Raw genomic sequence first — 24,005 nt, forward strand, 5'->3', positions numbered from 1 at the left:
GAACTGATGGGACCGGCCAGCAGGGCCTGATCGCCTGGCTACTAGATCTAGCTACTAGCTACTGTTTCGCCGAAGGCGAATCAGCCAGCAGGGCCTGGCCAGCCCAAGGCTCAAGGCTGAAGGCTCAATGCCCCGCCGCTGGTGACTCCAACCGCACGTCGAATCCAATCACATTTTCTAATTTTCCTTGCATGCTCGGTGCAAGTCATATATAATGAAGAACACAACTAGTTTAAGGGGGTTAATCATGAAGGGCAACGATATTCGTGAGTCTTATCTTTCATTTTTTGAAAATCAGAAAGGCCATCTGCGACTGAAGAGTTTTTCTCTGATTCCTAAGGATGACCCCAGCCTGCTGCTCATCGGCGCCGGCATGGCACCGCTGAAGCCATACTTTACAGGCAAGGTGGAACCGCCCCGTCACAGGGTCACCACCAGCCAGAAATGCATTCGTACCGGTGATATTGAAAACGTCGGGCACACCGCCCGGCACCACACTTTCTTTGAAATGCTGGGGAACTTCTCCTTTGGCGACTATTTCAAGAAAGAAGCCATTACCTGGGCCTGGGAATTCCTGACGGAAGTAATCAAGCTGGATAAATCCCGCCTTTACGTCACCATTTATCCCGACGATACCGAAGCCCACGATTACTGGCACAAGATGATCGGACTCCCGGAAAACCATATTTATCCGCTGAGCGATAACTTCTGGGAAATCGGCGAAGGCCCCTGCGGACCGGACTCTGAAATTTTCTACGACCAGGGCGAAGAATTCGGCACGGACCCGGAAAACCAGATGGGCGGCGACGGAGACCGGTTCCTGGAAATCTGGAACCTCGTATTCTCCCAGTACGACCGCCAGAAAGACGGCTCCTACCTGCCGCTGGCCAAGAAGAACATCGATACCGGTGCCGGCCTGGAACGTCTGGCAGCGGTACTGCAGCACAAGAAGAACAACTTTGAAACGGACCTGTTCTTCCCGATTATTGAAGAGGCCGCTGCTCTCTCCGGTGTACCCTATGGCAAGAGCGTCCAGGGCGATGTGGCACTGAAGGTCATTTCCGACCACGCCCGGGCTATTACAAATATGATTGCCGACGGCATTCTCCCATCCAACGAAGGCCGGGGCTACGTGCTCCGCCGCATTCTCCGCCGGGCTGTCCGTTTCGGCAAGCTCCTGGGCATCGAAAATGCTTTCATGGGACAGATGATCGACGTTGTTATCAACATGATGAAACCGGCTTATCCGGAACTGGTGGATAAACAGGCCTTCATCAAGAAAGTGGCAGGCGTCGAAGAAGACCGGTTCCATGCGACCCTGAATGCAGGCACGGACCTCCTGTCCGAAATGCTGGAAGACAGCAGGAAGAAACAGAACACCGTCCTTTCCGGTGATAAAGTATTTAAACTCTATGATACCTACGGCTTCCCCTGGGAACTGACCGATGAAATCGCCAAGGAACAGGGCATGACCATCGACAAGGAAGGCTTCGAAGCAGCTATGGCGGAACAGAAGGAAAGAGCCCGGGCAGCAAGGGCCAAGGTTTCCGCGAAAGTCGCTACTCCGGATACCACGAAACTCGATGCTTCCACCCTTACCACCGAAGATAAAGATGGAGAAACAAAGCTCCTCCTCCTCGGCAAGGATGGCAAGGAAATCACAGAAGCCGCTGACGGCACCGAAGTGACCGTGATTCTTGAAAACAACCCCTTCCACGCAGAAGGAGGCGGCCAGATCGGTGACACCGGTACCATTACCGGCGAAGAAGGCATGATTGCCGTGGAAGACACGAAGAAGCTTCCTGACGGCATTATCTACGTCATCGGTACCGTTAAGGAAGGGGTCATCCGGGAAGGGGAGACCGTCAAGGTTTCCGTGGACCGCACCCGCCGGGAAGACCTGGCAAGAAACCATACAGGCACCCATATGCTCCAGGCAGCACTGCGCAGGGTACTGGGTGACCAGGTCAACCAGGCCGGCTCCCTGGTGCTTCCGGACAAACTCCGTTTCGATTTCACCTGGCCTGAACCGCTCAGCCCGAAACAGATGGCAGACGTGGAACAGATCGTGAATGACGAAATCATTAAAGCCACCGATGTAAATATTACGGAAATGCCCCTGGAAGAAGCGAAGAAATCCGGTGCCATGGCCCTGTTCGGCGAAAAATACGGCGACATTGTACGGGTTGTGACCATTCCGGGATTCAGCAAGGAACTCTGCGGCGGCAGCCATGTAAGAAATACCGGTGAACTGGGCTCCTTCCGCCTCATCAGCGAAGGCGGTATCGGTTCCGGCATCCGCCGTATCGAAGCGGTTACAGGCAAGGCAGCCTATGAAATGATGAAGAAGGACCGCCAGCTCCTGGCAGAGGCAGCAGGCCTCCTGAAAGGCAAGCCGGAACAGGTTCCGGAAAAGATCGAAAAGGCCCTGGCTTCCGAAAAAGAACTGCAGCACGAACTGGAAAAACTGAAACAGCAGCAGACGAAGGACGAACTGGGCAGCCTCATGAAGGATGTGCAGGAAAAGAAGGGGGTTCCCTTCTTCGGCGCCATTGTCCATGCAGGCAATATGGATGAACTCCGCAAGGCAGCGGACGTGGTGAAGACGAAGCTCAAAGGGGGCGCCTTCATCCTGGGCACCGTATCCGGTGACAAGGTGAACCTGGTGGGCATGGCCCAGCCGGAAGCCGTCAAAGCCGGTGTCCACATGGGCAAAGTCGTTTCCCGGGCAGCAAAGATCTGCGGCGGCGGTGGCGGCGGCAAGCCGGCCGTGGCCCAGGCCGGCGGCAGGGATACGTCTAAGCTGGACGCAGCCATTGCGGAGGGCATCAAGGCAATTTCTGAAATGCTTGATTGAGGAGGGATACATATGTCAGTCTCTGATGAAACAATATTATTTAATACCAACGCGGATGAAGGGGAAAACAGACAGGCAGCCATGATCCTCAAGGAGGTCTATTCGGCTTTGAAAGAAGCAGGCCATAATCCTACCGTTCAGTTAGTGGGATATCTTGTTTCCGGGGAGCCGACATACATTACCAGCCGCCACGATGCGAGAAGACTGATTTCCGGCATCGAAAGGGATGAACTGGTGGAAGAACTGGTGCGGTTCTACGTAAAGCACAAGGGACTCTGATATGCGTATCATGAGTCTTGACGTGGGCAGCGTCACCATTGGGGTCGCCGTGAGCGACCTCTTCGGTTGGACCGCCCAGGGCGTGGAAACCATCCGCCATACCACCAGAGAAGCGGATTTCAAACGGCTCCGGCAGCTCACAGACCAGTACCAGGTGGAGGAGTTTGTCATCGGCATGCCCCTCAACATGAACGGCACCAAAGGCGTCCGGGCGGAAAGGACCGAAGAATTCGCCAAAGAACTGGCAGCGGCGTTTCCTGACATTCCCTACCATTTCTGGGATGAACGGCTCACCACCGTCATCGCCCAGAAGCAGCTCATCGCCGCCGACGTGAGCCGGAAAAAGAGGAAAAAGGTCATCGACAAGATGGCGGCCGTGGTCATTCTGGAGGGATATCTCCAGCATCTCTCCTTTCAAAATAAAGGAACAACCCTATGACAGAGAAAAAAGAAGAACCTGTTGTGATTACCATCACCGGACCTGACGGCAGTGAAAAGGACTACGTCCAGGATACGGTCATTCCCTTCGGCGGGAAAGAATTTGCGGTGCTCGTCTCCATTCCGGAATCGAAGGATTCCACGGAGGAACCGGACATCATCCTCGCCCGGATTGATACGGATGAACAGGGAGAACCCCTCTACGTCCCACCGACCGATGAGGAATACGACGCAGTAGCAGAAATCTACGAAGCCATGTAAATACAAAAGAGCCGGGAAAGGCGGTATCGTCCTTCCCGGTTTTTTTGTCGTGTGAGTAAGCCTGCGTGCGAACGGGCGGAGCTTCTAGCTGCTAGCGTCTAGCAGTTAGGAAAGCTGGTCAGCCTGCGGCGCTGGCCTGAGTGCGGTTGGAGGCACTGGGAGCGGAGCCTTGAGCCTTGGGCCTTGAGCGGGTCAGCGACTCCGCCGCGGATGTCCTGTGGCTGGGAGTCGTGTGAATGGATGGGGGCTTCTAGCTGCTAGCAGTTAGCATCTAGGAGAGCTGGTCCGCCTGCGGCGCTGGCCTGAGTGCGGTTGGAAGCACCGGGAGCGGAGCCTTGAGCCTTGGGCCTTGAGCGGGTCAGCGGCTCCGCCGCGGATGTCCTGTGGCTGGGAGTCGTGTGAATGGATGGGGGCTTCTAGCTGCTAGCAGTTAGCATCTAGGAGAGCTGGTCCGCCTGCGGCGCTGGCCTGAGTGCGGTTGGAAGCACCGGGAGCGGAGCCTTGAGCCTTGGGCCTTGAGCGGGTCAGCGGCTCCGCCGCGGATGTCCTGTGGCTGGGAGCCGTGTGAATGGATGGGGGCTTCTAGCTGCTAGCAGTTAGCATTTAGCATTTAGGAGAGCTGGTCAGCCTGCGGCGCTGGTCTGGCTGCGGTTGGAGTTATTGGGAGCAGGGCTTTGAGCCTTGGGCCTTGAGCGGATCAGCGGCTCCGCCGCCATTGGGATTCTGATGGCTCTGCACAAAAAAGGTATAATTGCCTCTACCGGAGTCTCTCTTCCCAGAAGAGAACTGTCCGCCGGACTGAGAGATGGTGATGGGAATGGCCCAAAGGGCCTGCTAAGCTTTCCTAACAGCTAGCCGCTAGAAGCTAGAAGCCACCAACCGTTCAGCCAATCACTTATCCACCTGTTACCTGGCCCAAAGGGCCTGATCCGCTCAAGGCTCAAGGCTCAAGGCTAAAAGCTCAATGCCCCATACGTACACACGCCGCCCAGCCACATAGCGGCAGAGGCGCCATTTCCCTCAATCCTATCCATTCCGTTTTCACCACCTTTCCAACTGTGTTAAAATATAAAGAAACGACTGATTACATAGAGGAGGAATTATGGGTAAACATTTTTCTTTTATCCATTGCGCTGATCTTCATCTGGGAGAACCGTTCCGCGATGTCCGTTTGGGATCTGCCGGCCCCTGGAATGAACAGATAGGTAAGGCCACATTCAAGGCCTTTGAAAAAGTAGTAGATGCAGCACTGGAAAACCGGGTGGACGCCATCCTGATTTCCGGCGATGTCTATAACAGCGACCATCACAGCCTGTCGGCCCAGATGGCCTTTGCCCGGGAGCTGTACCGCGCTGCCCAGGGGGGTATACAGATTTTTATGGTCCACGGGAACCATGATCCCGGAGAGGCCTGGCGGGCGGATATTCCCTTGCCGGAGACGGTCCATATTTTCTCATCGGACCATGTGGAATCTTTCCCCCTCATGAAGGATGGGGAAAAGGCGGCCACGGTGTACGGGATTTCCTATAAAACAAGACATGTGAAGGAGGACCTGGCGGCCTCTTTCCATAAGGAGAAAGACGACGTCTTTGCCATCGGCATGCTCCACACCGACGCCGGTGTGGCAGGGAGTCCCTATGCCCCCTGTACGGTGGATGAGCTGAAGGCCTCCGGCATGGATTACTGGGCCCTTGGCCATGTGCATACGAGAAAGACCCTGTCCACCTCTCCCTACATCGTGTATCCCGGCAATACCCAGGGTCTCAATGTGAATGAGACTGGCATCCGGGGCTGCTATCTGGTGGACGTGGGAGCCTACGGCACGGTGACGCTGAAGTTCATTGAAACCGACATCATCCGCTGGATGGATATGACCGTGGACATTTCTCCCTTTTCCCAGGTGGATGACCTCATCCAGGCCATCACGAAACGGCGGGCGGGGCTGAAGGAGCTCACGGGGCGGCCGAATATGATCCGCCTCATTTTCACCGGCGCCGGTCCTTTGCACCAGGCTCTTGCCACCGAGGAAGGCCGGGATTTCATTCTCCAGACCCTGAATGACAAGGAACAGTTCCGGTTCCTCTTTGCCTGCTTCACCGCAGCCGAAGACCGGACCCGGACGGCAGTGAACCTGAAGGAGCGCCGGGAACTTCCGGACGTGACGGGCAACTTCCTGAAGGCCTTTGATGAAATCAACGGACAGGACGAGGAAAAGAGAAAAGAGGAACTCCGGAAGATGGCTGAGGACCAGCCGGAGTTTGCGAAATACAGGAAACTGCTGGATGCCGTGTCCGACGAGGACCTGCTGAAGGCATTCCAAAAATCAGAACTTCTGGGAGCGGAAATGCTGACAGAAGAGGAGGAAGATCATGAAAATCACTGATCTGGAACTGGAGGAGTATGGCATTTACCATCATGCCTCCTGGCAGCCCTCCCAGACATCCCTGAACGTGGTGATGGGGGAAAATGAGAGCGGCAAGACCACCATGCTCCGCTTTATCCGGGATATGCTCTTCGGATATGGCCGGGGAAAATGGCAGGGACGGAAAGGAAATATGGGATTTGTCCGTTCCGACGGCAAATTCTACCGGGTCCACCGGGACGAAAAGGAAAAATGGTTCGAAAACGAAAACCACGTGAAGGTGGAAGAGGAACTGCCGGCCATCTGGTGGCACGGCTTGAACCGCTACATGTACGAGAAGATTTTTGCCGTGGGACTGGAAGACCTCCAGGGGGCTTCCTTCCTGGCCAACGACACCGTACGGAGCCGTTTCTTTATGCTCCAGGGCGGCGATAAGCTGGCCAACGTGAAGGCAAAGATCCAGGACTCCAAGGGGAAGCTCTTCTCCGCCTCCACCCAGGGCAAGCGGAAAATCAACCAGCTCATGGCGGACCTGGAAGAAGCTAATAAGACATTGGACTCCCTTTCTACCCAGGAAAAGGAATTTTCCGACCTCCAGCACAAGCAGGAAGAGCTGAAAAAGAAGGTCAGCGAACTGGAAGAGAAGCTGGAAAAGGACAAGGAACAGAATAAGCGCCTGGAACAGCGGCTGGGGGCCTGGGACTACTACCAGCGGGCTGTGGACGTGAAGCGGCAGCTGGACCTGTCAGAGCAGGTGACCATGTTCCCCGCCAACGGCAAGGAACAGTGGAACCAGCTCATGAACCGGATGAATGTGCTCCATGACCAGAAAGAGTCCCTCCAGGCGAAGCTGGATGAATACAAGCCCGTCAAAAAAGAGCAGGTCATTCCCTGGCTCGGAGCCGTGGGAGAACTGGAAAAGCTTTACGTGGACCTGGGCCAGTGGCGGCAGACCATAACCGACGCGGAAGCACTGGAACAGGAAAAGGAAAACTGGCGCATCGACTACGTGAACCTGGGCTATGCCCTGCCCTTCTGGGACCATCCATTGAATCTCGACGAACCCTGTGCCAACGTGGACTGGGAAGAAGGGCGGCGGCTCTCCAAGAGCCTCGGCGTCCGGAATAACGAACTCCATTTCTGGGAGCAGCGGGAGCCGGAGGTGGAAGACATCTCCGAGGAACTGAAGAAAGCGGGCAGCGTGCAGTCCGAGTCCGACTGGCAGGGCATAGAGACCATGGCATCGTCCCTGGAAAATATCCTCCATGACCAGGCGGATATCCAGAAGGAAATGGAAAAGCTGAACGGGGAAGAGGACAAGAAATTCACCCCCTGGTTCTGGCTGTCTCTGGTATCCCTCATTTGTGCCGGCGGCGGTATGTTTGCCTTTTATACTGCCCGGGCGGGGACCATGGCGGCCTATGGCGCCGGCGGCGCCCTGGTGCTGGCTGTGATTTTCTATCTCGTCCACAACCACGTGGTCCATGAAAAGGCGAGAAACCTGGAAAAACTGACGGAACAGAACCGGCAGCTGGAAGAAAAACGGAAGGCCATCGAAGAAAAGTTCCCGGGACAGGCTCCGAAGACGGTGGAAGAACTCCAGGCCTTCCATAACCTGATGCAGGAAAAGCGGTCTGATTTCTACAAAGACCAGGCCCAGCGCCAGGCCATTGCCTGGAAAAAAGAAACCGTCCGGAAACAGCAGGAACAGCACAAGAAGTGGGAAGAAGAAGGAAAACTGCTGAAGACGAAGAAAGAGGAAGCAGAGAAATCCTGGACCCACTGGCTGGAAAAAAGCCGGCTGCCCAAGGTGGGCGCCGAAAACCTGTCGGCCCTCCAGGAGCAGTGGCAGAAGATCTATTCCGCCGAGGGTAAGGGAAAAATCCTGGACCTCCGGCTGGAACAGGTGGATGCAAGGCTGGATATGTTCTCCCGCCGCGCAGCCTCCGTCATTTCCGCCACCGGCCTCAATTACCCTGTGAATCCGGACAGCATTGCCGCCATTTACGAGGAAAACCAGAAGCGGAGCATGGAGTGGGAAGCGCTGCAGGAAAAGAACAAGCAGCACGCCGCCTACGAAAAGGAAATGGAAAAACTGGACGACCGCTGGGCATCCTGCCAGCGGGAGATGGATACCCTCCTGAACCTGGTCCATGCGAAGAACGCCGAAGAATTCGCGGAAAAAGTCAATGCCCACGAACACCATGACCAGATCCGGAAGGACTGGGAACGGATCCGCCAGGACCTGCGCATGTACGCCGGCAGTGAAGAAGAATTCCAGTCCCTCTGGCATTCCCTGGAAACCGGCCAGTACGACGACTGGATGGAGGAGCACAAGAAGCTCACAAAGCAGGTGGAAGAAGAGTCTGCCCAGCTCGCAGAAATGCAGCGGAGCCAGGGAGCCGTTGAAAATGAAATCTTCCGCCTCGCCGGCGACGATTCCATCACAAAGGCCCTGCAGAACAAGGAAAAGATCCAGGCCGAAATCCATGCGTCCCTCCAGGAATGGCTCACCCTCATGTACACCGAAGAAGTGATGGACCGGGCCCAGGCGATCTACGAGTCCGGGAAACAGCCGGAAATCGTGGAAAAGGCCAATGAATTCCTGAAGGAAATGACCATGGGCAAGTACTCCCTCACCATTTCCGAAAACGGGAAAGACATAGAAATCGAAGACGATATGCACCGGCTGAAGAGCGAAAAAATCTGGTCCTCCGGCACTGGAGATCAGGTATACCTGGCCATCCGGCTCGCCATGGCCCTGTCCTTCGGCAGCCAGATCGAACCGCTCCCCATCGTGCTGGACGATATTTTCGTCCGGTTCGACGAAAAACGGCAGCGGGAAACCCTCCGGTTCCTCATGGACCTGGGCAAGACCCAGCAGATCTTCCTCTTCACCTGCCACGAACGGACCATGCACATCGCAGAAGAAGTGGGCTACGAAAAGGGCACCGGTGAATTCATCCACCTCTCCCAGGGAGAAATCGAACAGGTGGGGCAGTGAGGACAGCGTATGAACATGCGGGGCATTGAGCCTTCAGCCTTGAGCCTTGAGCTGGCCAGGCCCTTTGGGCCGAGAACCCGTCAGGTCCCATTGGCGGCGCACAGATTGTGGTGCGCCGCCTTTTGATTTCTATCTGTAATTCCGTTATCATCCGGGTGAACTCATACGCTGATCGTCATCTCGAGCGGAGGAAGCATGCTGAATGAATCTGTCCTTAAAAATCGCTACAGCTGCGATGAGCCGAGAGATCTCCCTGGTAAATGACCACGACGGGGGTTCAAAGACAGATTTGAGATTTGAGAGTTGAGAGTTGAGTTTCCGCGGTTTCGCCGCAAACCCACCAGAATCCCTCTGTCTGCTGTGCGGAGGTCCTGCATAGGACCTCCGAGTCAGTTGCAAGTTGGCGCTTTACCTGCCCATTAAAGCGCTTTCTTTTTAGCGGCTGGCCGATCAACTTGGGCCCGGCTCGAGGGTCCTCTGTGGGCATCCTGCAGAGGATGCCCAAGCCGGGCTCTTTTGCGAGCCGTTCCTGCACACTAAGCGAGCACCTTAGAGCCCGGCCGAAGCACCCTCGCCTTCCCAGGGAAGGAGGCTGCTCCTCAGTGGTTTCACCGTACGATGTGACACTACCCACAAACCGTCATCTCGAGCGGAGGAAGAATGCTATGTGTCTCTGCTGATAAGAATAGCTAAAGCTTCGATGAGTCGAGAGATCTCCCTGGTAAATGACTGTGACGGGGTTTCTGAAAGAACTGAGATTTGAGTGAAACATTGAGGCCCCGCGGCTTTGCCGCAGAAACACCCACCAACCCTCCCTCTTTAGAGGGAGGGGGGACCGCTTGCGGTGGGTGGGTGGCCGCAAAGCGGCTGGGGGATTGTCCGGAAACGTACAGAGCTACTTTAGCGGAGAGCCCCCTCCGTCTCGCTGCGCTCGCCCACCCCCGACTTCGCTGGGAAAGCGTCTCACGGTGTTCTCAGTCGCCTGCGGCTCCCTGCGAACACCGTTCGCTTGCTTTTTCCCCATAGATGGGGGAGGTTAATGCTGGCCCGCGGTGGAGCCGCTGCAGGTCTAGATCCAGGTCTAGGTCTAGATCTCTGGAGCCAAAGGCTCTGATCCCCTCAATCTCGGTCTCGATCTCGATCTCGATCTCATTTGCCCGCAGGGCCCATCCAGCTCAAGGCTTAAGGCCCACCTCCCAGTGACTCCAACCGCAGCCCGCCCAGCGCCGCAGGCTGGTGGGCTTTCCTGGCGGCTGGCAGCTAAAAGCTGGAAGCCCCCGCAGGTTCGCACGGTGCTCAGTCACATGACATCGGTGGCTGAGCCATAACACACTATTTGTGCTATAATATCAAGATAATTAAAAGTAAATGATTCCGCCTCCTGCGGAGAAAGATATGAGGTGCCGTTATGGACAGAGAAGACTTGGACAAACAGCTGAAAGAGCATGGAGAATCCATGCAGCAGACAGAAAAAGGTTCCCATAAGGGCCGTATGAAAATCGCTGCCCTGGCACTGGCCATGCTGGTCATCGGAGGCGCCGGCGGATGTTATTTCGGTGAATTCCACTCCCCAAAAAACGGGGGCGCCGCTTCTTCCTACCAGATGCCCGGCAGTACGAATAAGGAAGTGAAGGACCTGCCGGCTGTCCGGAATACGGCGGTGGTGCAGGCGGTGAAGGAAGTGGGTCCTGCCATCGTAGGCATTACCACCAGGGTCTATGACCGGGATATGTTCAACCGCCGGGTGGAAGTGGGGCAGAGCGTAGGCTCCGGCGTGCTCTTCGACAAGAAGGGCTACATTGTCACCAATAACCACGTGGTGTCCGGCAGTAAAGAAGTGAATGTATGCCTGTCCAACGGGAAGACCGTGGCGGGCAAGGTGGTGGGGACAGACCCTTCCACGGACCTGGCGGTGGTGAAGATCGACGGCAGCGACGATTTGCCGGTGGCGGAATTTGGTGATTCCGACGCCCTCCAGGTGGGGGAGACGGCCATTGCCATCGGCAACCCCCTGGGTCTTGAATTCCAGGGCACCGTCACCGTAGGCGTCATCAGCGCCCTGAACCGAAGCCTGGACGATATTGACCAGCGGTTTAAGCTTATCCAGACCGATGCGGCCATTAACCCCGGCAACTCCGGTGGCGCCCTGGTCACCGCCGACGGCAAGGTGGTAGGCATCAACAGCGCCAAGATTGCCAAGGAAGGGGTAGAGGGCATGGGCTTTGCCATCCCCATCAACTCGGCCAAAGGCATTATCCAGCAGCTCATCGACAACGGCAAGGTAACGAGGGCTTATTTGGGCGTCTACGCGGCGGACAAGGATATTGCCCAGCGCTACGGGTACAACTGGGACCATGACGGCGGCGTCCTGGTCATGAAGATTGCCTCCCGGAGCCCGCTCTCCCTCACCGATATCCGGCCCGGCGACTACATCACCGCCATCGACGGCAAGACCTTCGACACCGTGAAGGGCATGCGGGATATCCTGGACGGACACAAACCGGGAGACCGGATCCAGCTGACCTATGAACACAATGGAAGCAGGAAGACCACCGAAGTGCTCCTGGCTTCCGCTCCGGAGTCCGATAAATAATGAAATTTACCATCCTCTGCATCGGAAAAATCAAGGAAAAATGGATGCGCCAGGGCATCGATGAATACCTGAAGCGCCTCACTCCCATGGCGAAGGTGGAAATCATAGCTCCCGACGAAGAAAAAATGCCGGACCACCCGTCGCCGGCGCTGAAGGAAAAAGTAATGGAGAAGGAAGGGGAGAAAATCCTCAAATACCTGAAGGACGACGATTTTCTCGTACTCCTGGACCTTAAGGGGAAGCCGGTGACCTCGGAAGGCCTGGCAGATATCATCCAAAAACGGATGGTGGCAGGAACGAGCCATTTCTTCTTCATGATTGGCGGCCCCTATGGGAATGGGGAAAACATACGGAAACGGGCGAACCTTATGATTTCCATCAGCGCCCTCACCTTCACCCACCAGATGGCCCGGCTCATCCTGGCGGAACAGCTCTACCGGGCCATGAAAATCATCCGCCACGAGCCCTATCATTTGTGAGGCAGCCCCTGACGGGGCTAAGATTTGAGATTTGAGGTAAGAGAATTGAGGCCTCGCGGCTTTGCCGCAAATCCTCCCCTCAGTCAGCTTTTCTGACAGCTCACCCTATGGGAAAGGAATCACTACGATTTGCATATTGCTTTCCTTTAAGGTAAGTTCTGCGAAGCTGCTGACCAGCTCAAGGCTGAAGGCACAAGACACTTCCCGCTCACACGTACATCCAGTCACAGGACCTGGCCGCCGCGAAGCGGCTGGTGCCCTCGATCTCGGTCTCAATCTCGACCTCACCCTCTCCCTTGCACCGGACTTTCGATTCCGTTAAAATATAGATAGAGAGATACAGAATTCCATGGCAGTTGTCCGAAGGGGGGATTTCTATGCCGTCGAAACATCTGAAAGTCAAAGATTTCATGACCAAGTATGTGTTTACCGTATCCCCGGACGTCACGGTGCACCAGCTGGTGGGGCTTTTCTGCACCCATCCGGTGAGCGCCATTCCGGTGGTGGGGGACGATAACGAACTCCTTGGTATCGTATCGGAAGGGGACCTCCTGTACAAGAAAGTGACCCCGAAGATTCCACAGTACGTGGATGTGCTGGGAGGAAACCTCTATTACTGCGGATTCGGCCGGTATGAAAAGTCCTTCCGGAAACTGCTTGCCACCACGGCAGCAGAAATCATGACGAAGGATGTACGCTGCGTCACCCCGGACACCGATATGGAAACGGTGACCACCCTCATGGTGGATGAACACCTGAAGACGGTGCCGGTGGTAGAAAAGAAGAAGGTAGACAATCCTGATATCACGCCGCCGGCCCGGCTGGTAGGCATCATTACCCGCCACGATATCCTGGGCGCCATCGCCGCCACGGAGGCGGAAGAGCTTTTCCATTCCAACATGCGGGAGCAGAAAGAAGCAGAAGCTAAGGAAAAGAAGGAAAAGTAACCATTTCATTTTCATACAGGGAACTGCGGACAGGGCCTGCCTGCCGCAGTTCCTTTTTATTGGGCCGGGCATATGGGCAGCGTGCGAACGGAAAGAGCTTCGAGCTGAACCAATCCGCGGCGGAAGAGAACGATTCGGGAGTACGATTGAGAGTTGAGGCCTGGGGGCTTCGCCGCAGGCGGACCAGCTTTCCTGGAAGCTAGCAGCTAGAAGCTAGAAGCCCCACCTGTTCGCACGCTATCCAGCCACATACCACCCGGCCCGAAGGGCCTGATCCGCTCAAAGCTCAAAGCTCAAAGCTCAAGGCTAAAGGCTCAATGCCTGCACCTGGGCACACGCTGTTCATCCACACGAGCGCCGCAGGCGGACCAGCCTTCCTGGAAGTTGGCAGCTAGAAGCTAGAAGCCTCCACTTGTTCGCACGCCATTCAGCCATATACCACCCGGCCCGAAGGGCCTGACCAGCTCAAAGCTCAAGGCTAAAGGCTCAATGCCTGCACCCGTTCACACCCTGTTCATCCACACGAGCGCCGCAGGCGGACCAGCCTTCCTGGAAGCTGGCAGCTAGAAGCTAGAAGCCTCCACTTGTTCGCACGCCATTCAGCCATATACCACCCGGCCCGAAGGGCCTGACCAGCTCAAGGCTCAAGGCTAAAGGCTCAATGCCTGCACCTGGGCACACGCTGTTTATCCACACGAGCGCCGCAGGCGGACCAGCTTTCCTAGTGGCTAGCAGCTAGAAGCTAGAAGCCCCCACCCGTTCACACGCCGCTCCGCCATCCGTCACAGCCTGCCACCCCTCGACCGTGAACGCCGTTCATAGTATAATAGTACATATATCCGACAGCACGAGGCATTGCTTTGGCCTGCCGGGGTGTATGAAAAGAGGAACTATGACTAAGGTTATTTTCCAATTATTGAACCGCATCCACCGGGGTGTCCTGATCTGCGGAGGCTTTGCCCTCTTCATGCTGCTGGGCGCCCTGCTTCTTATGCTCCCCCTGTCCCAGTCCGGCACCAGGGAGATCAGTTTCGTGGATGCCCTTTTCATGTCCGTGTCCACGGTGAGCGTCACCGGCATGTCCATGTTTGACCTGAAGAACGACTTCACCGTCTTCGGGCAGCTGGTGATCCTGTTTCTCATGCAGGTCGGGGGCCTGGGCATTATGACCATGATGGCCATGGTCAGTATTTCCACGGGCCGGAAGATCCGGCTCCAGGAGCGGCTTCTCATCCGGGACTCCTTCAACCTCCAGACGCCCTCGGGCATGGTGATGCTGGTGAAGAAAATCATCATCATGACCTTTGTGGTGGAGTTTGTGAGCGGCACGCTTCTTGCCATTTATCTTTATTTCAAGTACGGTCCCATCGGCATTTACCTGGGCTACTGGCATGCCATTTCCGCCTTCACGAACTGCGGCATGGATATCATGGGTAACGACGTGGGCTTTGCGGGCATGGCGGCGGATACCTTCGTCAGTACGGTCATCGAAATCACCATGTTCCTTGGGGGCGTGGGCTTCCTGGCGCTGGACGATGTGCTCCGGAACCGCCGGTGGTCGAAGCTTTCGTTCAACAGCAAATTCATCTTCACCATGGAGGCGGTACTCATTCCCCTGGGGGTTATTATTTTCTACCTGCTGGAGGGAAACAATCCTGCCACCATGGGTTCCATGAGTCCCATCGGGAAATGGCAGAGCGCCTTCTTCATGTCCGTCTCTTCCCGGCTGGCGGGGTTCACGGTCTTTGATATCCACTCCATGATGAGCGCCACGGTGCTCTTCGTCATGATGTTCATGTTCGTCGGTGCCGCGCCGGTCTCCACGGGCGGCGGTATCCGCACCACCACCATGGGCCTTCTGCTCCTTTCCCTTTACTCCTGGGTCCGGGGAAAGCGGGAAGTGGTGCTCTTCCATAAGCAGGTGGACAACAAGTGCCTGGTGAAGGCGTCCAACGTATTCACCCTGGCCATGGTGCTCACCTTTGTTACGGCCTTTCTCGTGTTTGTACTGGAGCCCGCGGATTTCGCCTTTGAAGATGCCCTTTTCGAAGCGGTATCCGCCTTCAGTACCGTGGGATTCAGCATGGGTCTCACAGGGGAGTGGAATACCCCCTGCAAACTGGTGCTGATCGTGGCCATGTATATCGGCCGTATCGGCGTGATGACGCTGGCGATTACCTTTGCCCGTCATCACAACAGTTCTATTAAATATCCGAAGGAAAATGTGGTTATAGGATAGAGGTTATTGGGGATGGCACAGAAATTACAGTTTTTCGTGGCCGGCTTGGGACGGTTCGGCAAGAGCGTGGCAGTGACGCTGGAAAAAATGGGTTACGACGTGATGGCCATGGATATCGATGAAAATGTGGTGCAGGACCTGTCGGACACCCTGGGGTACGTGGTGTGCGCAGACTGCTCCGATGAAAAGAACCTGGCCGCCATCGGCGCCGGCAATGCGGACGTGGCGGTGGTATCGGTGGGGGAACTGTCGGCAAGCCTCATGACCACCCTGATCCTGAAGGAAATGGGGGTCAAGAAAATCGTGGTGAAGGCCCTGGACCCCATCCATGGCAAAATGCTCCAGAAAATCGGGGCGGACAAGATCATTTACTCCGAAAAGGAAATGGGAGTCCGGGTGGCGCACAACCTGATTTCCCCGGGCATCGTGGATTACATTGAAATGGAGAACAACATTACCATCCTCTCCATCCACGTGCCGGAGGACTGGATCGGGAAGAGCATTCTCGCCCTGGATGTCCGCAAGAAGTACAACATCACCGTGGTAGCCATCAAGAGGAAAGGGGAAATGTACGTCAACCCCCATCCGGAAATGCAGATGGCCGCCGACGATATGCTGGTTATTTTAGGGGATTCGGAAAGCGTGAGACGGGTCACCGCAAGCCTGGAGCAATAATCCTTGAAATCATATAGTTTTTTTGCTATGATACGTATGATTCGAATTTTATGATAAGAGTGGGAAAAGGCTGATTCGCCGGTCCAGTCGTTTGGTGGGTAGAGTCATCAGGAGCGGGGCTGCCAGCTTCTAGCTGTTAGCAGCCAGGAAAGCTGGTCAGCCGCTCTGCGGCAAATGTCCCCCTCTGTCAGCTTCGCTGACATCTCACCCATAAGGTGAGACAGGGCATTTGTATACGGTGCTTCTCATCCATCTGGCTAACCTTTCATGCCGCAGGCTGTGGAGCTTTCCTGAAAGCTGGAAACTGACAGCTGGAAGCTCCCGTACGTTCACACGCACGGCCAGCCATGAGAACCGCGGCGAAGCCGCTGGTGCCCTCGATCTCGATTTCGACCTTACACCCACTCTCTTTAGACTATAAAAGAAGAAAATCAACAATAAACCATAACCCTTTGTAGTTTTACTTAACAGGAGTGATTCCTTTTGGAAAAATTAGTCATTCATGGCGGACGGCCCCTTCATGGCCATGTCCGTGTTTCCAGCGCTAAAAATGCAGTACTTCCTATCATCGTGGCTACCCTTCTGCCCAATACCCCCGCATCCATTGTGGATGCGCCGAATCTGGACGACGTGACCACCATCTGCAGCGTTCTTGAATCCCTGGGAGTGAAGGTGACAAGACAGGACAACGTCCTCACCTTCGATGCCTCCATGCTGGACAAGACGGAAGCATACTATGAACTCATGAGTAAAATGCGGGCCTCCTTCCTCATCATGGGACCCCTCCTGGCAAAGATGGGCCATGCGAAGATTGCCCTTCCCGGGGGCTGCATGATCGGCAGCCGACCCATTGACCTGCACCTGAAGGCCTTCGAAGCCATGGGCGCAGAAATCAACGTGGGCAATGGATTCGTGGAAGGCTATGCACCCCACGGACTCAAAGGGACCACCATTTACCTCGATTTCCCCAGCGTCGGCGCTACAGAAAACATTCTCATGGCCGCTGCCACTGCCGAAGGCCGCACCATCATTGAAAATGCGGCGGAAGAACCGGAAATCGTGGACCTCGTGACCTTCCTGAATTCCATGGGCGCCAATATCAAAGGCGCCGGCACCAATATCATCCGCGTAGAGGGTGTGAAGGAACTGCAGGGCGTTTCTCACACCGTCATTCCGGACCGCATTGAAGCGGGCACCTTCATGATCGCCGCAGCCATGGTAGGCGGCGACGTGGTGGTGGACAATGTCCTCACGGAACACCTGAAGCCCCTCCTGGCGAAACTGAACGAAGCCGGGGTGAAGGTGATCAAGGACATCGACAGCGTCCGCGTCATCAGCGATGGACACATCCGGTCCACCGACATCAAGACCCTGCCGTACCCCGGATTTCCTACGGACCTCCAGGCCCAGTTCATGGCCCTCATGACCATCGGCAACGGCATCAGCCGCATTACGGAGACGGTCTTTGAAAACCGCTTCATGCACGTAGGCGAACTGCAGCGCATGGGTGCCTCCATCCAGGTGGAAGGCCGCTGCGCCATCGTACAGGGGGTACCGTTCCTGAACGGCGCCTTCGTCAGAGCCACGGATCTCCGCGCCGGCGCTGCCCTCACCATTGCCGGCCTTGCTGCCCACGGAGAAACGGAAGTCGGCGAACTTCATCACATCGACCGTGGCTATGATCATCTTGTAGAAAAACTGCAGGGGTTAGGAGCAGACATTGACAGAGTCGACAGGGACTAAGAAAAAGAGCGGAAAGAAGCTCCCCCGCACCGGCCAGGGCTCCCTGGCGGACTGGCTGGGCTCCTTCGGCTCTGAAGACATCGGTGTAGATATGGGGACATCCAACATCGTGGTCTTCATCAAACACAAGGGCCTCGTATTTCCCGAAGCCTCTGTCATTGCCCAAAGCGAAATCAGCCACGAATACTTTGCCTACGGCACAAAGGCAGAGGAAATGGAGGGGAAGACGCCTCCTGAAATCAAAATCATCCATCCCATGAAGAAAAGCGCCATCGTAGACTATACGGGCACCGCCTTCCTTCTGAATTCCATCGTGAACCGGTCCTACCTGAGGGGCCTCTTCTTCCATCCCCGACTCATGATGTGCGTTCCCTGCGGCATAGACAGCGTGCAGCGCCGGGCCCTCCTGGAAGCGGCGGTGGCGGTGGGCGCCAGGAAGACCGTGCTCATCGACCAGCCACTGGCGGCCATGATGGGCATGGGCCTTGAAAACCACCAGAAAGAGGGCACCATGATCGTGGACATCGGCGGCGGATCCACCAAGATTTCCGTGGTCTCCAAACGGGGCGTGGTGGTGAGCCACTTCTCCACGGAGTCCGGCAATGAAATGGACCAAGCCATCCTGAACTGGGTGCGGGACAAGTACCACATCCGCATCGGCAGGAGAGAAGCGGAAAATTTGAAAATCGCCCTGGGCGCCGCCTGGGACCTGGACAGGGCACCGCGGGTAGCAGAGACCAGCGGCCTCTCCATCGTATCGGGGCTTCCGGTGAAAATGGCGGTTACCGGCGAAGACATCGCCAACGCACTGAACCCCATACTCTACAAAATCTTCCGGAACATCCGGGACGTGCTCCAGCGCACCCCGCCGGCGCTCCTCGCCTCCATCAGGGAAAGCGGCATCATCCTCATCGGCGGCGTATCCCAGCTCCCGGGACTGGACGAACTGATCTCCCGCATCATCGGGGTCCCCGCCCACGTGGCAGAACGGCCATCCTACGTAAACGCAGTAGGCGCCGGATCCTCCCTGGACTACATCAACGAATTCCGGGATTCCTTGCAGGATCTGCATTGAGGGGAATACATAGGACATACAAAAAGTACGGCTTGGTTTTGGGCCGTACTTTTTTAGATTTGAGAATTGAGAGTTGAGAGTTGAGGTCCCGCGGCTTCGCCGATAAAGGCACCCATCAACCTCCCCTCTTTAGAGGGGAAAAGTAAGCGAACTGGATTTGTAGGGAGCGTAGCGAGCGAAAATCCAGTGAGACACTTTCATCGCGAAGGCGATCGGGGGACCACGTAGTGGTGGAGGGGTGGCCGCGAAGCGGCGGTTTTATGGCTGGCTGCGCGTGTGAACGGATGGGGGCTTTTAGCTTTTAGCTGCTAGCAGCCAGGAAAGCTGGTTCGCCTGCGGCGCTTCCTGCAAAATTCCATCGGCGGCTTTCGCCGCAAAATGCATACAACCTTAACTCGGTCGGCCGGGCCCTGAAAGGAAGGCGCTTTTATGGGCAGTATAAGCGCCAACGTGGGCCCGGCTCAGCAGTCCTCTGCAGGACTGCTGCATCTCGAGCGTGCCCAGCATGGGCGCACTCTTAAGGGTGAAAGTCCCTAGACCGCCCGACAGCGGGAAGGTCATAGCCGAACACCAAGGGTGTCCATCGTGAGGTGGAATCTGAAGGAAGGTGCAGGCAAATCTCCGGTCCGATGTACAAGAACCACATAAGGCTACGGCAGGATGGATAAGGTTGCTCGACAAACTGAAATCCCATAGCTGTACGGAATCCTGCAGAGTACATGTGGCGGATATATGGAGAGAAAGAGTGCGTTCTTACCTGGGGAGGTCTCACGGACACAGCAGAATAAGGCTGTATTTACTGGGCTGTGCTGTGGTTGAAATAAGATTTGCCGTGAGAAGTCAGCAGAGGCCATAGTACCAGATGGCTCATAGGCATCTGGGAAGGGCCGAACTTTAGGAGATGTTAGTCAATGAAAGTAACCAACCATGGGCTTAAAGGCAGACAACTTCAGAAAGAAGACTACTGGCAGAAAGCAGCTGCGGAACAGCAAGGATATGCCGGAGTGCCCATCCATGTGAGGATTGCTGAACACAACAACATCATCGCAGACTTGCATAAGCAGGAATGCGAAAACTAAAGAACCGCCGTATACCGAACGGTACGTACGGTGGTGTGAGAGGTCGGCGGGCCGAAGCCCGCCTCCTACTCGATGTGTGCCCAGCATGGGCGCACTCTTAAGGGTGAAAGTCCCTAGACCGCCCGACAGCGGGAAGGTCATAGCCGAACACCAAGGGTGTCCATCGTGAGGTGGAATCTGAAGGAAGGTGCAGGCAAATCTCCGGTCCGATGTACAAGAACCACATAAGGCTACGGCAGGATGGATAAGGTTGCTCGACAAACTGAAATCCCATAGCTGTACGGAATCCTGTAGAGTACATGTGGCGGATATATGGAGAGAAAGAGTGCGTTCTTACCTGGGGAGGTCTCACGGACACAGCAGAATAAGGCTGTATTTACTGGGCTGTGCTGTGGTTGAAATAAGATTTGCCGTGAGAAGTCAGCAGAGGCCATAGTACCAGATGGCTCATAGGCATCTGGGAAGGGCCGAACTTTAGGAGATGTTAGTCAATGAAAGTAACCAACCATGGGCTTAAAGGCAGACAACTTCAGAAAGAAGACTACTGGCAGAAAGCAGCTGCAGAACAGCAAGGATATGCCGGAGTGCCCATCCATGTGAGGATTGCTGAAAACAACAACATCATCGCAGACTTGCATAAGCAGGAATGCGAAAACTAAAGAACCGCCGTATACCGAACGGTACGTACGGTGGTGTGAGAGGTCGGCGGGCCGAAGCCCGCCTCCTACTCGATGGAAGGGGACTACTGTAGAGGACACGGTATTTGTGCAGAGTCGTCAGGACCCCATTATTGGCGGAGCCGCTGTTTCTCTCAATCTCGGTCTCAGTCTCGATCTCACTTGACGGGGATTAGCGAATGGAGGCGCCGCTGAAGTCCTGACCACCAGACATCTGTTGCGAGACCGGATGCTATCTAATTTTGGCAAGGCTATTTCGTTTTTTATACTATTATGGCATACACGGTTTTATAAAGTATGGATAGGGTATAATTAGTGGGTGTTAAAAAACTAAAATAGCCTATTTCCTACAATGAATGCTGATTATTATACATGATAATGTTATAATAAGTGCATAGGTATTTGACACACTAGGCAATTATCTTTGCATTTGGGAGCACAATTATGTATAAAATAACACCTGCAATTCGTGAAACTTCCCTTTTCGGATTCTATCAGGCCTCCGGCATTCAGCTTGATCCTGAAAACCAGTGGGTCAAACTGGCGGATAGCCTGGATTGGAAACGGTATGAAAAACTGTATGCCGCTTTATTTCCATCCCACACAGGCCGCCCAGGCATTCCATTTCGCATTGCATTTGGCGCCTACATCATCCAGAAGTACACGGGAGCATCGGATCGCAAGGTCTGCCAGCTGATTACTGAAAACCCATATTATCAGTACTTTCTGGGACTTGAGGAGTTTCAGCATAAGTGTCCCTTCAGTTTCCCGGCTCTGGTCTCTTTCCGCAAGCGCTTCACTGCAGAATTTATCATGAAGATCAACGAGATGTTTCTGGAAAGCGCAGCTCCCACCGCTCAACACAAGAATGACCAGACTGTACCGGGCCCCAATGCAGATGCTTCCATTAACTTCGGGACATTGATTGCTGATGCGACCTGTTCCCCCTCAAACATACGGTATCCACAGGATTTTTCACTCCTGAACGAAGCGAGGGAAAAACTTGAAGAGATGATTGACTATTTCCATGAGACCTATCATCCTTGGCAGAAGCCCAGAACATACCGTAGAATAGCTCGTAAAGACTATCTCCGGATAGCCAAGGCGAAGAGGCGTCCAGCTAAAGCAATGCGAATGCAAATACGGCGCGAGCTGGGAAACATTGAACGGGATCTTCGATACATTCAGGCTTATCTCGACGCTGGCTTTGAAATGCCAGAGAAGTACCTGACCATGTACGAGACCATCAAAGAGCTTTATGAACAGCAGAAGTACATGTATGACAACAAGGTGCACCGCGTCGATCATCGTATTGTGAGTCTGAGTCAGCCTTATCTCCGTCCCATTGTGCGTGGTAAAACAAAGGCTCCTGTTGAATTTGGGGCCAAATATGACATCAGCATCGATGAGAAAGGCCATGCCCGCATGGAAAAGATATCCTTTGATCCGTATAACGAAGGCGGGTTCCTTATTGATGCTATCGAGCGGTACAAGGCTCGCACAGGCAGGTATCCTGAGAGGGTGCTTGCTGACCAGATTTACCGAACCAGATCCAACAGGAAGTACTGCGAAGAACACGGAATACGTCTGTCAGGCCCAAAGCTTGGCAGACCGCCAAAAAACAAGCCTAAAACAACCAAGGCCGAATACAAAGATAATGTCGATAGGATCGAAGTTGAGCGGGTGTTTAGCCTTGACAAGCACTGCTATGGAGCCGGGCTCATCATGACTAAGCTCTCGGAGACGACGCTGTCTTCCATTAGCATGTCTGTTTTCGTTGGGAACCTGTTCAGTGTCCCAGTTGGGTCGTTTTTTTTACTCTATTTCGCAGATTGCGGTCCGGAAGCTGGCTCCCAACACTACATGGAGCTTATTGACTAGGCTGCGAAGGGGCTAAACTGGCAAGGTGACCGGATTTTTGCTCCGGTGGTGGTGCAAATGCTATTTTGAAAAAAGTAGGTTAATAAACAGCCACTAATTAAATAGATTTATGCTATTTATTATAGTTTTTAGCATGGCATAGATGTGGGGATTATAAGCTATGAAAGTACTGTATTAACAGGAAAAGGGGAGAAAAATGATACTACATAACTGTAAAAGAATCGCATCCGGAATGCTGCTGGCTGCCGGTATTGCGATTCTTTCCGGCTGTGCAGCACAGGGGCATGACGATGCTGTAGGAATGGTAAAAAAGCAATTCTTTAAGACCCAGGGGACCGATGCTTTCCAGGAAGTGGATTATAAGGTGGATTCTAAAAATAACCTTGCCTGGCTGGATTATAAGAATAAGAATTCCAAAGGAAATAAAAAAGCGGAGCGGGCCTATTTTATCATCCAAAACGGAAAGTTGAAATGGATTAATACATCCGATGTGCCTCGCGAGATTGTGGATTCTTTTGCGAAGGGGTACCCGGAGGTATTTGAGCAGAGCATAAATTCCTATCGGAAGCTGAATAGTTTATATTTCAACTTATCAAATCAGTATTCTAAAATTGATAAGGATATCAGCTTAGTAGACCAAAGCCCCAAAGGTTTTTATGAATGGCTTGACCTGTATAATGATGCTGTGGAATATAATGATGCCCTTAAAGATTACAGGTCTGCTTATGAATCTGCGGCATATCCGGTTCAATATGAAGGTTTATTTGCTGCTTTTTACAGCCAGCGCAAATACATGGATGTCATGCTGGCAGGGACCTATTATTCTTTTACTGCCTCCTGGCGCTATAGCGATAACTATGTGAAGACTTATACCAAGACCCTGGATGAATTCCAGGCTCCCCGCGGCGGATACAGCAGTTACAAAGGACGGATACTGCCTGCCCGGTCGGTAGCTAATGGGTTTACGGATTCTGATCAGTTTCATAGATACAGTAACGGCCGGTTTCATATTCATACCTGGGTGCCTGATTTTATGGAAAAGGCTTATCTTCCTGCCAATGGTGACGGCTGTACCTTTAAAAGCAGGGATGGCAGTGTAGTCTTGAGTGTCAGCGGTTCCTACATGATCCCTGGACAAAACATCGATGATGCCTATGGCCGTGAAACGGATCCCACGATTACCTATAAGGCTCGGGGCGGGAACTGGTATGTCACGTCGGGCATAAAGAATGGCAATGTGTATTATAAGAAAAAATTCTTTGGTACGAAAGTCTATGCCAGTCTGTATTTTGCTTATCCTGTAAGGGACAGGGAGAATTACGACTGGATTAATGCAGTCCTTGATGCCCATTTTATTTCGGAAGACCGGGATTGAGGGCAGGAAATCCTATGAGCCGGACTTGGATGGATTGATTT

Annotated in this window: 17 protein-coding genes; all 17 read left to right on the forward strand. The window is 54.3% G+C overall.

Going from position 1 to position 24,005, the window contains the following annotated elements; all coding sequences use genetic code 11:
* The first annotated feature begins 247 nt into the window (after window positions 1-247).
* The 17 genes from alaS to ACFWUL_RS04885 all read left to right on the forward strand — a co-directional run bounded on the left by alaS (window position 248) and on the right by ACFWUL_RS04885 (window position 23,964).
* The gene (alaS, locus tag ACFWUL_RS04805; protein ID WP_416177957.1) at window positions 248-2,857 is read left to right on the forward strand and encodes an alanine--tRNA ligase; all 2,610 of its coding nucleotides are present in this window, start codon (window positions 248-250) and stop codon (window positions 2,855-2,857) included.
* Window positions 2,858-2,869: 12 nt separating this feature from the next.
* Entirely contained in the window at window positions 2,870-3,136 is a 267-nt protein-coding gene (locus ACFWUL_RS04810; RefSeq protein ID WP_296097313.1) for an IreB family regulatory phosphoprotein, read from the forward strand.
* A 1-nt stretch (window position 3,137) separates the two neighbouring features.
* Window positions 3,138-3,575: a Holliday junction resolvase RuvX gene (gene ruvX / locus ACFWUL_RS04815; protein ID WP_297022137.1), complete on the forward strand. Its 438-nt coding sequence runs from the start codon at window positions 3,138-3,140 to the stop codon at window positions 3,573-3,575.
* Complete coding sequence (locus tag ACFWUL_RS04820; RefSeq protein ID WP_416177958.1) at window positions 3,572-3,835, forward strand: DUF1292 domain-containing protein; 264 nt, start codon at window positions 3,572-3,574, stop codon at window positions 3,833-3,835. Before ruvX ends, ACFWUL_RS04820 begins: the two co-directional genes overlap by 4 nt.
* Window positions 3,836-4,937: 1,102 nt before the next feature.
* Complete coding sequence (locus ACFWUL_RS04825) at window positions 4,938-6,218, forward strand: metallophosphoesterase family protein (protein WP_416177959.1); 1,281 nt, start codon at window positions 4,938-4,940, stop codon at window positions 6,216-6,218.
* Window positions 6,205-9,201: an ATP-binding protein gene (locus ACFWUL_RS04830; protein ID WP_416177960.1), complete on the forward strand. Its 2,997-nt coding sequence runs from the start codon at window positions 6,205-6,207 to the stop codon at window positions 9,199-9,201. The genes ACFWUL_RS04825 and ACFWUL_RS04830 overlap by 14 nt, the downstream gene beginning before the upstream one ends.
* Before the next feature lie 1,456 nt (window positions 9,202-10,657).
* Entirely contained in the window at window positions 10,658-11,794 is a 1,137-nt protein-coding gene (locus ACFWUL_RS04835; protein WP_416178115.1) for a S1C family serine protease, read from the forward strand.
* Window positions 11,794-12,273, forward strand: coding sequence for a 23S rRNA (pseudouridine(1915)-N(3))-methyltransferase RlmH (rlmH, locus tag ACFWUL_RS04840; RefSeq protein ID WP_416177961.1), 480 nt, complete (start codon window positions 11,794-11,796; stop codon window positions 12,271-12,273). The genes ACFWUL_RS04835 and rlmH overlap by 1 nt, the downstream gene beginning before the upstream one ends.
* Before the next feature lie 377 nt (window positions 12,274-12,650).
* Complete coding sequence (locus tag ACFWUL_RS04845) at window positions 12,651-13,220, forward strand: CBS domain-containing protein (RefSeq protein ID WP_416177962.1); 570 nt, start codon at window positions 12,651-12,653, stop codon at window positions 13,218-13,220.
* Between the two features lie 892 nt (window positions 13,221-14,112).
* Window positions 14,113-15,459: a TrkH family potassium uptake protein gene (locus ACFWUL_RS04850; RefSeq protein ID WP_416177963.1), complete on the forward strand. Its 1,347-nt coding sequence runs from the start codon at window positions 14,113-14,115 to the stop codon at window positions 15,457-15,459.
* 12 nt (window positions 15,460-15,471) lie between these two features.
* A complete protein-coding gene (locus ACFWUL_RS04855; protein ID WP_296097298.1) occupies window positions 15,472-16,134 on the forward strand; it encodes a potassium channel family protein in 663 nt (220 codons plus the stop codon).
* Between the two features lie 483 nt (window positions 16,135-16,617).
* Window positions 16,618-17,877, forward strand: a complete 1,260-nt coding sequence (murA, locus tag ACFWUL_RS04860; RefSeq protein WP_416177964.1) for a UDP-N-acetylglucosamine 1-carboxyvinyltransferase — start codon at window positions 16,618-16,620, stop codon at window positions 17,875-17,877.
* On the forward strand, window positions 17,855-18,952 hold the full coding sequence (locus ACFWUL_RS04865; protein ID WP_416177965.1) for a rod shape-determining protein: 1,098 nt from the start codon (window positions 17,855-17,857) through the stop codon (window positions 18,950-18,952). Before murA ends, ACFWUL_RS04865 begins: the two co-directional genes overlap by 23 nt.
* A 911-nt stretch (window positions 18,953-19,863) precedes the next feature.
* Entirely contained in the window at window positions 19,864-20,031 is a 168-nt protein-coding gene (locus ACFWUL_RS04870; RefSeq protein WP_273317580.1) for a hypothetical protein, read from the forward strand.
* A 491-nt stretch (window positions 20,032-20,522) separates the two neighbouring features.
* A complete protein-coding gene (locus ACFWUL_RS04875; RefSeq protein WP_297041640.1) occupies window positions 20,523-20,690 on the forward strand; it encodes a hypothetical protein in 168 nt (55 codons plus the stop codon).
* Between the two features lie 462 nt (window positions 20,691-21,152).
* Window positions 21,153-22,589, forward strand: a complete 1,437-nt coding sequence (locus ACFWUL_RS04880; RefSeq protein ID WP_416176801.1) for an IS5 family transposase — start codon at window positions 21,153-21,155, stop codon at window positions 22,587-22,589.
* A 196-nt stretch (window positions 22,590-22,785) separates the two neighbouring features.
* Window positions 22,786-23,964: a hypothetical protein gene (locus ACFWUL_RS04885; RefSeq protein ID WP_288803066.1), complete on the forward strand. Its 1,179-nt coding sequence runs from the start codon at window positions 22,786-22,788 to the stop codon at window positions 23,962-23,964.
* Window positions 23,965-24,005: the final 41 nt, after the last annotated feature.

The organism is Dialister sp., assembly GCF_047832375.1.
Classification (GTDB): domain Bacteria; phylum Bacillota; class Negativicutes; order Veillonellales; family Dialisteraceae; genus Dialister.